At 39.8% G+C, this 11,219-nt stretch carries 6 protein-coding genes and 1 pseudogene; 6 read left to right on the top strand and 1 reads right to left on the bottom strand.

What is annotated here, in order from left to right; genetic code table 11:
- The first annotated feature begins 213 nt into the window (after positions 1–213).
- Positions 214–1,569 carry an AAA family ATPase gene (locus L2W36_RS08325; RefSeq protein ID WP_236109782.1) on the top strand — a complete coding sequence of 452 codons (1,356 nt, stop codon included), beginning with the start codon at positions 214–216 and terminating at the stop codon, positions 1,567–1,569.
- A complete protein-coding gene (locus tag L2W36_RS08320) occupies positions 1,556–2,584 on the top strand; it encodes an HNH endonuclease (RefSeq protein ID WP_236109781.1) in 1,029 nt (342 codons plus the stop codon). The genes L2W36_RS08325 and L2W36_RS08320 overlap by 14 nt, the downstream gene beginning before the upstream one ends.
- 306 nt (positions 2,585–2,890) lie before the next feature.
- On the opposite strand, the pseudogene L2W36_RS08315 reads toward L2W36_RS08320, so the two are convergent.
- A pseudogene (locus tag L2W36_RS08315) lies at positions 2,891–3,798 on the bottom strand (IS5 family transposase).
- A gap of 196 nt (positions 3,799–3,994) precedes the next feature.
- Here L2W36_RS08315 and L2W36_RS08310 point away from each other — a divergent pair.
- Genes L2W36_RS08310 through L2W36_RS08295 form a run of 4 tightly spaced genes read left to right on the top strand, consistent with a single transcriptional unit; the run spans position 3,995 to position 11,205 of the window.
- On the top strand, positions 3,995–5,491 hold the full coding sequence (locus tag L2W36_RS08310; RefSeq protein WP_236109780.1) for an ATP-binding protein: 1,497 nt from the start codon (positions 3,995–3,997) through the stop codon (positions 5,489–5,491).
- On the top strand, positions 5,488–8,193 hold the full coding sequence (locus L2W36_RS08305) for a Z1 domain-containing protein (RefSeq protein WP_236109779.1): 2,706 nt from the start codon (positions 5,488–5,490) through the stop codon (positions 8,191–8,193). Before L2W36_RS08310 ends, L2W36_RS08305 begins: the two co-directional genes overlap by 4 nt.
- The gene (locus tag L2W36_RS08300) at positions 8,186–9,136 is read left to right on the top strand and encodes a PD-(D/E)XK motif protein (protein WP_236109778.1); all 951 of its coding nucleotides are present in this window, start codon (positions 8,186–8,188) and stop codon (positions 9,134–9,136) included. The genes L2W36_RS08305 and L2W36_RS08300 overlap by 8 nt, the downstream gene beginning before the upstream one ends.
- 2 nt (positions 9,137–9,138) lie before the next feature.
- Positions 9,139–11,205, top strand: a complete 2,067-nt coding sequence (locus L2W36_RS08295; RefSeq protein WP_236109777.1) for an AIPR family protein — start codon at positions 9,139–9,141, stop codon at positions 11,203–11,205.
- The last annotated feature ends 14 nt before the right edge of the window (positions 11,206–11,219 follow it).

Genomic DNA, 11,219 nt, shown 5'->3' with positions numbered 1-11,219 from the left:
GGCTTCTTTTCTTTCTGCTGGTATACGAGACAAAGTTTACTCAATACCGCCCATACTGGTTAAATTTTAACAGTGACAACAATCCTGCCAGAGGGGGATGATTTGAATAAAAGAATTCCTTCAATAGTCATTCCTCACCTTGAATCGACTATTCAGCATATGTCTTACATAAATGGTCGATACTCATATGGGACAAATAGATTAGACCGATCGATGGCGATGTTCGCTCCAGATATTTTAAATTACACTAAGTCTATTGAAATTTATAGTGACCACTTAGAATCAGCCAGACTATATTCATATGAATCAATACATCATATGTTTCTTAATTCCAACTCCGAAAGAGAAGATTATAATTACGCACATTTTATATTAGATAAGAATATTGCTTATACTGATATTTTAGTAAGAAATTACTACAAGCCTAACGATAAATATAAATATCGACACTTTTCACCTATTGACTTTTCGTTCCAAAATTTAAGAGAACTAGGCACTGGCACGTTAGTGTTTGGAGAAAAAAACTACATGTGTATTCTTGGTGAGAATGGTGTTGGAAAGTCTACTTTGATGCAGTCTGTTTACAGTGCAATTTCTAGTGATAAAAACAGCCTATTTTACAATGATAATTTTTTCTTCAGGCGAAACTCGGATTTAAAACTTTCATTTAAATATCAACAAGACAGTGATATTCACGAAAAGTTTTTTAAACAGGATATAAATGATCATGACGAATACTTTGGTAACAACGAAAAAAATATAAAATCAAATTATAGAAATAGTGAAATTTCACGATATCAAGAGAATAATAATACGCAATGCAGGTTTAAGAAAGATATCAAAGTTATATCATTGGATGATGGGAGAAATAATTATGGAAAACATGCAAAAGAACTAGAGTGGCTATTCATCCAAAATAATGATACTTTTTCTAAGGTTGCTATAATTATCAAAAGCTTCTTAAATTTTGATGACTCTACGCTTTATAGAAGTAAAGATAGAATCTTTGCTGAGTTTGATGGAAAAAGACAAGATCTAGGTAAGCTAAGTAGTGGTTATAAAGCAATAATTAGTATTGTCATCTCTATATTTAGGCAATTGGAAGAAATCAGTGTAGGGGAGTATGAAAAATCATCTATAGAAAAATATCAATTATTAGCTTTAATAGATGAGATAGAACTTCATCTTCATCCTAAATGGAAAACAACAATAGTTAAAAAGTTAACGGAAAATTTCCCTAAAGTATTTTTTATCATCACTACACATGATCCATTAGTGCTACAACAATGTGATGATGAATGTTGCATAAAAATTGAAAAGAACGAAAGAGGTCGTTCAGATATAACGTCTGTCATAGATTTTAGCGATTATGATATAGATATGCTACTTTCCTCCCCTCTTTTTGAAGCAGACTATGAGCCATCACCACATGAAAGGCTAAAGGGTGAGAGTTTAAGGACTTTTTTTGCTAGAAAAATTGTTAATGAGTCAATTCAAAAACATAAAAGACTTTCCATAGAAGAACTTTCGATAAAACTTGAGTTGGCAGTTAGAAATGCGAAAAACTGAACATAATAAATCTAAGCCAAACAAACTTCGTTTCTATCCTCTAAAAAGAAGTGGCAATCCTCCGAAGGTAGACGAAGAAGTTCGGGAAAACATTAAAAAGTTCCTTGGGGAAATTGATGGAAATCTAGAGTTTAAATATTATCGTAATCTCAAGAAAGAAGTTCCTTTACTGACTAAAGGACGGTGCTCATACTGTGGTAAGTATACTGAGTTGTCCATCGAGCACTATAGACCTAAAGATGCGATTGCCGTTGACCTAAACAGCCCTAGAGAACTGAGTAAGCCTGGATACTTTTGGTTAGCCTCTGATTGGTATAATCTGCATCCAGCATGCACTCCTTGTAATATTCTTAAAAAAAGAGAGGTTATTGTTCTCAATGAAAAGCAAAGTTGTTCTAAAGTCGTAGGGAAAGGTAACTTATTCCCTCTGTATGGCGATGCTATCCATGCCCCCCTTTCAATTGAAGGTGGATGTAAAGACTCACTTTCTGTATCAAGTAGAAAAGTAAAAAAAGAGAAGCCATTACTATTAAACCCCTCAAAGCTTCGTCCACAAGATATTTTTAAGTACGGAACTATTACAAATCGTAGAGGTAAGTTGTTAATTTTGGCTCCTAAGGTTGGGATATCAGCGTACAAGCAATCCATAGCTCAGACTACTATCGACATACTTGGACTAAATTCAAAAGAACATTCTAAAGCTAGAATGGATACATATACTCTAGTGAATGATGCTATTTCAAACATTGAAAGTATTGACGATTTTGATGATGAAGATTGCTTGGAGGCGTTGAATAAGCTTCATACTTATATTGATGAGTCTAGCACGGCTTCATATCTAGGTATGCTAGAAGTAACGTTCGGAAATAAACTGAAGCTTTTGGCTGATGAAATAGATCAACACTTAGGCTTTGAAGTCTCTCCAGAAAAATCTCTTCTGAGTATTGCGAGTTCAATTGATCGCTTGTTGGATGCCAAAGGTTACGAAGTTGAGCAAGAATTCGAGGAGCTGTAGCTGTAACCATCAGATTTTAATGATATGTGACGTGTTCCCATAATCGTCCCAATCTCTCCGCCACATTTAAGTTTAAAGACGTCTCAGGACGTCTTTTTCTTATCTGAAGGTTATCAAAATCAACAAGTTACGATCCGGTAGCGTCACATAATGTTGCATAAAAGTGTTTGATTTTCGAAATACCTAAAGTAATACCCAGGCTTGCTATCTGATGCGAGTATTACTTTAGAGTATTGATTCTGGTGTTACTTTGTTGTCATTTTCTCCATCATCATGAGCTATAGCTCGATATAATTTATATAGTTATCAGCCATAAGTAATACCTAGCCTAGTAAGCTTGTTCAGTGCTTTGAGCATGACGTAAGTCTCTCCGACTTGAGTATTGTAGTTTCGTAGGCTTAATGAGGCGCCTAGAAACTGTTTCACCCGATACATAGCGGTATCAGGCAGCGAGCGTTTGTGGTAGCCGTATTTCTGCTTCCATTTCTTGTTTAAGCCGTAAAGTTTCTGGCGGCCAACAGCAAGGTTCCGAGGATGTCCACGCTCTCAAAATGCCGCACCATTACGGGGAGGTATCAAAGAAGTGGCTTTCTTGTGACCAATAGCTTCATAGCACTTCTCGTGTCATAAGCACCATCACCTGATATTGCTTTGATGGTACGTTGCGTTTGACTAAGAAGACTTGGCAGCACTTCGGCGTCTGTCACACCAGATAAACTCAACTCTGCAGCAACGATCTCATTAGTGGAAGTATCGACGGCTAGGTGAAACTTGCGCCACATTCTACGCTTGCTGTCGGTGCCATGCTTTTTAACTTTCCATTCACCCTCCCCATAAAACTTCAGGCCCGTTGCATCAAAGGCTAGGTGTTGTATTGGTCCGCGAGTAGAGAGTTTGAATGAGACCTCAACATCCTTTGCTCGGGGGCTGATGTAGGTATAGTGTGGGCATATTAAAGGAACATTGGCCAGACTAAACACCGAGTCAATAAAGCCTTGTAAAGCTCTCAACGGCATAGGGAACAAACATTTCACCATAAGCGCTGTCGTGATTGCGAGGTCGCTAAATATGCGAGGTCTACCGCACTTGCCTTACTTTGATTGTTTCCAGTCTCTAATAGACTCTTCGTCGATCCAAAACGTGAGCGAACCTCGATTAATCAATGAATTGTTGTACTGCCGCCAGTTCTTGGTTTGAAAGTAGGGTTTGGGCATGAGAGCATTTTTGTGAGTGGATTTTGCTGATCTGATCGTAATATCCTGATTTAGTTCACTCGAATTGTGCAGCAAAGCTTGGGATCTCATTACAGGTATTCGCGTTGATGATATCTACCTGAAAATTTTGGTCATACGCAACAAAGGTGATAGTCTCGTTGGTGAATAATATACCCATAAAAAAAATATAAGTACTATGACGCTAAGTAAACTGCATGAAGCTCGCTATATAGATGCTGCTCCCTATGCTTCAGCACTTATTGAGGGGCACCGGGACTTTGGCTACAGTCTCAAAACTGCTTTGGCTGACATTATAGATAATTCTATTTCTGCCAGTGCTGATCGAGTTAACCTAGTGGTTGATACTATTTCAAATTCTCCATCAGTTATTATCGCTGATAATGGTTGTGGAATGAGCAAAACTGAATTAATTGAAGCGATGAGGTTAGGTAGTAAAAACCCCACGTTTGACAGGTTGCCTTCTGAACTTGGACGATTTGGCTTAGGCTTAAAAAGCGCTAGTTTTTCTCAGTGTCGCTCACTTACTGTAATAACTAGGCAAGATGGAATTACATCATGTGCTCGCTGGGATTTAGATCTAGTAGCCAAAACGAATGCATGGACATTAGAGCTGATTGAAGATTTTGAAGATGAGTTAGGCTGTGACTTGCTCGATGAGGTAGGAACGGTTGTTATTTGGAAAAAATTAGATCGACTAGTCGGTGAAATTGATACACCGGGGAAAAAAACTGAGCATATGAATGCCGAGTTCTCTCATGCTGAGAGACATTTAAGGCTTACTTTTCATCGATTTTTAGATGCTCCTAAACCACAGTTCCAACTAAGTATCAATAATCGACAACTAACCCCGCTTGACCCTATGGCTTCTTTTCATCCATCGACTCAAAAGGATCCTGACGATAACATTCGTTTATCTAGTGGTCATGTTCGTATACGCAGTTATACCATTCCACACTACAAAAAAATGAGTCAACATGAATGGGACGAGCTTGGTGGACCAGAAGGCCACCTAAAATCCCAAGGACTTTATATCTATAGAGAAAATAGATTAATTATCGCAGGGAGCTGGCTGGGACTTGCTAAGCAAACGGAGCTAACAAAATTAAGTAGAATAGCCATCGACATACCTAACACGATGGATGCGCAATGGAAAATTGATGTAAAGAAATCTTCGGCGCAGCTTCCTCTACCGGTTCGAGAGCGACTCAAGCGAATCATAGAGCGTTTCGTTGGCTCCTCTAAAAGAACATATCGAAGTCGGGGGCAAAGATTAGTTGAAGGCACGATGCATCCAATTTGGAATCGAGTTCAAGTGGAGGGCCGAATACACTTTAAACCCAATTCAGAACATCCAGTATTTCAATCTTACTCAAATTTTTTACCTCATGAATTAAAAGAAGGATTTGAGCGCTGTATTAGGTTACTTGGTGCGGGCTTACCTATTGATGCACTTCATTCTGAACTACTAGGTAACGCGGAGTCAGTTGTCGCAATGCAGACCTCTGAATCAGATTTGAATCAAGTTGTGGTTGACCTTACTGACGCATTGCTTGTTAGCAATGTTACTCCGGATAGAATCAAAGATGTTCTTCAGAATTATCCATTATTGCAATCAAACTGGGAACTTTCAGAACGACTAGTTGCAAATTATCTAAAGGAAAAAGGCTTATGAGCAGCAGACAACGAGTATTAGATATGGTAGAGGCAGGGCTGTACTGTCAGCCTCGTAAATCAGAGGATGAGCTGAGGGGGTTGGTTAAGAATATTGCTAAAGTAGTGGATAGTAATTTAGATGACACAGTGATCGAGGAAATAGCTCGTGAGATTGAGTCAAAACAGGGGATAAAAGTTGGCCTCGGTGCAGTAGTTGATAGTGTTAAGTTCAAGCCTTGGTTAGACGATGCAAAATCAGAAATAGACCCTTTTTACTGGAAAAGATATGAGAAACTCCTGCTAAACAACGGATTGCCTAGAGATGTTATTACAGGTACGGATATCGTTACAGACAAGATACTTGGCCGATTAGGAAACCCTCAAGAATATTCCTCATGGGATCGTAGAGGTATGGTTGTTGGTCACGTACAAAGTGGCAAAACACTGAATTATACAAGTTTGATCTGTAAGGCGGCTGATGCAGGGTATCGCCTAATTATCGTTGTAGCTGGCATACACAATAATCTTCGCAATCAAACTCAAATTCGAATCGATGAAGGATTCATAGGTCGGGATACAGGAAAAAACTCTGATAAGAAAGCTGGAAATGCTAAGCATGTTATCGGTGTTGGACATTTTGATTCGAATAGAACTCCAGTTAGTTTGACGAATACATCCAGAGACTTTAATAAACCTACCGCATCGACAAATACCAGTGAAATAGACTCGTATAGAGTGCCAGTCGTCTTAGTTATCAAAAAAAATCACCGAACGCTTGAAAATCTTCTAGAGTGGCTTAAGGACAACAGCGCTCGTGGTGATAAAGAAATGATTGACCAGCCAATGCTACTCATCGATGATGAGGCTGATAACGCATCAATCAACACTAAATACAGTGATAAATTAGTAACCAAGATCAATGGGCAAATACGCGACCTCTTAAAAATGTTTCATCGTAGTTGCTACGTGGGTTATACAGCAACTCCGTTTGCTAATATTTTTATTGATCCGGATGAGCACCACGATGTACACAAAGAGGACCTATTCCCTAAAGATTTCATTATCGGTCTCGATGCCCCAACAAACTACTTTGGTCCAAAGAAAATCTTTATCGACGGCCTGCCTGATGACGAAGAACCAACTTGGTTAAGGAGTATTTCGGATAATGAAGACCTTCTACCGATCAAGCATAAGATAGGTCATGAGGTCTCTCAATTACCTGATTCGCTGATGTTTGCTTTGCGTACTTTTCTATTATCTCGAGCCATTAGAAATTTAAGAGGCCAGTCAAGTTCACATTGTTCAATGCTGGTTAATGCTAGTCGATTCACTCGAATACAAAGTCAGTTAAAAAACCGATTGCATGAGGCGCTAGAAAGAATCCACAACTCTTTGAGATTAAACTCATCTTTAACCACGGCTTTGCAGGACCCAGAAATCAAATCTTTGTTTGATGTCTGGGAAACAGAATATCAAGACACTGAGTTTGAGTGGGGTGAGATACAAGAAACTATATTTGATGCAATTGCTTCTGCCAAGGTTGTAGAAGTTAACAGTAGAGCAAATGAGCTAGACTACTCGAATTCGAGTGATAGAGGGCAAACTGTCATTGCTGTCGGTGGTTTCTCTCTCTCGCGAGGGTTGACTCTAGAGGGGCTTACAGTTACTTGGTTCCTGCGCAATACCATGATGTACGACACCTTGATGCAAATGGGACGATGGTTTGGTTATCGAAATGGATATGAAGATCTGTGTCGAATTTGGATGCCTGATGATGCTACAGATTGGTATGCCTTTATCGCCAACGCAGCTGAAGAGCTTCATGATGAGCTTAAAGCAATGGAGCAGGCCAAAGCGACTCCTGAAGATTTCGGACTTGCAGTTCGCAGTCACCCTGCATCATTGTTGGTTACAGCAAAAAATAAGATGGGAGCAGGCGTCGAAGTAACCACTTTTGTTGGTCTTTCAAATAGATTTATAGAAACCGCAAAGGTTAGTGTCGACTCTACAAAGTTAGATTCGAATTTAACCATAGCTAAAAAGCTTGTTTCCAATTTGAAAAAAAACACTTTCACGATTGAAGATACTCAATGGGGGCTATTACTTCGTGATGTGCCAATCCAATATATCGATGAGTTCCTAGCGGGTTGGAGCAATGCACCTGAGAGTGTGATTACTGAAACTGGGCCAGTAAGAAGCTATCTCAGCGCACGAAAAGAAGATGAGTTGGCTCTATGGGATTTGCTAATCCCAAGTCTACAAAAAGGAGATGAAGACCATACGCTAGGGGTTAGTATCATTCCTACAAACCGTTCTATTAATCTAGATGATCTAACAGATGGGTATATGTCCTTTAGTGGCAAAAAAATGAGGGTTGCATCAAGAGGTATAGAAAAAGCGGGTGTTGAGCCAAGTAAGGCAAAATGTGCCGAAAACTCTTATGACAAGAATGGTAACTACCCAGACTCAATTTATCGGCAAGTACGAGATAAACCATTATTTATTCTGCACTTTGTTAAGCCAAAAGGTCCAAAAAACAAACAAGGTGATAGTAGAGTGGCTTTGATTCCAAGTTACCCTGTCGTTGCCTGGGGGATCAGCCTTCCAGTTTCAAAAAAAACATCGGAGAAAGTTGCTTATATCGTTAACACACAACGTTACAAAGAACTTTATGGTGAAGATGATATCGATGAGGAATATGAGGCTGAATTAAATGGATAATTCACCATGGAAAGATCTAGATCTCAGCAATGCAAGAAGAGTTAACCATAACGGGCAGTATGACTTTTTTTGGGTTGTTGTAGAGGACAAACAGCCAGCGCTTATGCTTAGATTGCCAATTGAGCCAATTAGTAAGCCTAAGCTCCCTGAACTCAAAAATCTCATAGCCAACTTCAGGATTATATCTGGTCGATGGGCATTTGTTCTTGCCCTTAAAGAAAATAGCCAAGCGGAGCTTTTTGAAACTCTCTGCAGAGATGTCGTTGAGTCAGCTGAGAAGGCTTCCGATCTGGATGAAGCCCTCTCTAGGGCGATACAGCGGACTAAAAGGTGGCATCATCTTTTACGTTCAGGACGCTCAGAAGGTCTGACGATTGAAGAGCAGCGTGGTTTAATAGGTGAATTAGCCTTTCTCCGAGAGCTCGCAACCAGTTTTGGTTCTGAAGTGGCAGTTGAAGCATGGAAAGGGCCTTCTGGGGCTCCAAAAGACTTTGAGTTAATTGGATGCTCTATTGAAGTTAAAACACGAAGAACTGCAGCAACACCTTCAATTTCTATTTCATCAGCAGATCAGCTAGCTGTCTGTGATGGTGGCCGTTTATTTCTTAGTGTTACTAATGTCGAATCTGCAATTGTACCAGAGGGTATGACACTGCATGACTATGTCGCGTTAACTGAGGCTTTATTTCAGGAAGATTGTAGTACCTATACGAAGTGGGAAGATGCAATCTACTCAACAGGTTATGACCCATTAAATAAGTACGATGATCGCCGTTGGCTGATAAGGTCCACCACTCATTATGAAGTATTTGAAGGGTTTCCTCGTGTTAATTGCCCATTACCACAAGGCGTGCAGAACGTAAGATATTCTATTTCTTTAGATGCCTGTGAGCCTTTTAAAATAAATGACAATACCATTAATTACCTCCGAGAGTTTATATAGACATGACGGAACTTGAAGATTTCAACGTTCAGTTTATCGCTGATATACAAGGTGATGCAGATGCATTGGGATTGGTGACGGTAGAGGCATTCTTTGAAAAGGTTGGTGACTTATTGACTGAGGCGGGCGAAATAGAAAGCGCCAATCGAGCTTTTTATGAAGGCTTATACTCTCGTGGGCAAGCGCAAATTGATGGATATGGTGGTGATCCTAGGGAAAATGACGGGATATTGAGCCTTATACTGTGTGATTTTACTTTAGATAGAGATATTCGACTTTTACACAAGGAGCATGTTCAACGTTTATCGCAAAAACTATTTAGGTTTCTGAATGCCGGTCTTGATGATCGGTTCCGGGAAAGGTTGGAAGAAACTAGTCCTGGGTTTGGTGTGACTGATTTGATCAAAGCAACTTGGAATAGCGTTGAAAAAGTTAAATTGATTATAGCGACCAATGGAGATTATAGAGCCAGAACAGATGCTACTAACTTTGGTGTTATTGATGAAAGGCCAATTACATTGAGTATCTGGGATATCAAACGTCTGCGGCGCTTTATGGAACAAGGACTTGTCAGGGCTGATTCAGTTATCAACTTTAAAGACGACTTTGGTGGTGGTATTCCGATATTGAAAGCATCTGGAGGAAGTAATGCTCTAGAGAGTTATTTGGCTGTTATCCCGGGAAGCCAACTTGCTGCAATTTATGATAAATGGGGGCCAAGACTACTTGAGTCTAACGTAAGAAGCTTTTTGCAGGCTCGAGGTAAAGTGAATAAGGGCATCCGTGACACAATTCGGGATGAGCCTCATATGTTTTTCCCTTATAACAACGGGTTAAGCGCTACGGCTGATAGTTTAGAAATAGATAAGACAAGCTCAGGTTATCAATTGACTAGTGTGAACAACCTTCAAATCGTGAATGGTGGTCAAACTACGGCGTCACTATTCGCGGCTAGTAAGATGCTTAAGGAACAAATACAGCAAGTGTTTGTGCAAATGAAACTAACTATAACGCCTAAAGAATGCTCTGAAGAGATTGTTCCTAGAATTTCTGAGTATGCTAATAGCCAGAATAAGGTGAACGCCGCGGATTTTTTTTCTAATCATCCGTTTCATATACGTGTTGAGGAGTTGTCCCGACGTATTTTAGCTCCCTCGGGCATAGATAGTTATCGAGAAACGAAGTGGTTTTATGAGCGAGCTAGAGGTCAGTTCGCAGACGAAAGAAGTCGAAAAACTCAAACAGAGCGTAAGAAGTTCGATGCTGAATATCCTCGGAGTCAGTTCTTTGTTAAGACAGACCTTGCGAAATATGAAAATACTTGGGCATGCTTGCCACATGTTGTTAGCTTAGGTGCGCAAAAGAATTTTTCAGAGTTTGCGAAAAAAATTGGTAAAAGTTGGGGATCGGAGGGAGCCTCTTTTAATGAACTTTGGTTTAAAAGGTTGGTAGCTAAAGCGCTCATATTTAGAGTAACCGAAAAGCTCGTCTCAAATGCTGAGTGGTATGAAGGAGGTTATCGAGCCAATATCGTCACATATGCAATTGCCAAACTTGTTAATGAGGCTGAGGGATTAGGTATGGTCATAGATCTTGACCTCATCTGGAAAATGCAATCGATACCAGAAGGTTTAAAGTTGTCTATTCTCTCATCTGGTGAATTGGCTCAAAAAGTTATAACTACTCCTCCCGAGGGTATTATAAACTACAGCGAGTGGGCAAAAAAACATCTATGTTGGCAAAGGGTTAGTGAGAGTGACTTGACGTTAGATGATGCCTTTAAGGGATTCTTAATATCTTCAGAGCTAGCAGATGAGAATGTTAAAGAAGCAAAAGCTGACAGTGCTTTAGTAAATTCAATTAATGTTGAGCTAGAAGTGTTTAACCTGGGTGCCAAGTTCTGGGGAGAGGCTAAAAACTGGGCTAAAGAGCGTGGAATGCTGAGCCCCAGAGAGATTAGCATTCTTGAAATCTGTGCAGCTATCCCCAACAAAGTACCTTCGCCAAAACAATGTAGAATCGCGTTTGAGGCGCTTAGAAAGTTACAGGGGGAAGGTTTTCATACGTGACAAGCTTCAATTCA

The sequence above is a fragment of the Vibrio sp. McD22-P3 genome (assembly GCF_021568915.1).
In the GTDB taxonomy this organism is placed as follows: domain Bacteria; phylum Pseudomonadota; class Gammaproteobacteria; order Enterobacterales; family Vibrionaceae; genus Vibrio; species Vibrio mediterranei.
Note: the sequence above shows the minus strand (reverse complement) of the source record. Positions and strands in the feature narration are given on the sequence as shown.

Bases quoted from the DNA above. Each gene is read 5' to 3' on its own strand.
- L2W36_RS08325 (WP_236109782.1), top strand. From the start codon at position 214: ATGGCGATGTTCGCTCCAGATATTTTAAATTACACTAAGTCTATTGAA.
- L2W36_RS08320 (WP_236109781.1), top strand. From the start codon at position 1,556: ATGCGAAAAACTGAACATAATAAATCTAAGCCAAACAAACTTCGTTTC.
- L2W36_RS08310 (WP_236109780.1), top strand. From the start codon at position 3,995: ATGACGCTAAGTAAACTGCATGAAGCTCGCTATATAGATGCTGCTCCC.
- L2W36_RS08305 (WP_236109779.1), top strand. From the start codon at position 5,488: ATGAGCAGCAGACAACGAGTATTAGATATGGTAGAGGCAGGGCTGTAC.
- L2W36_RS08300 (WP_236109778.1), top strand. From the start codon at position 8,186: ATGGATAATTCACCATGGAAAGATCTAGATCTCAGCAATGCAAGAAGA.
- L2W36_RS08295 (WP_236109777.1), top strand. From the start codon at position 9,139: ATGACGGAACTTGAAGATTTCAACGTTCAGTTTATCGCTGATATACAA.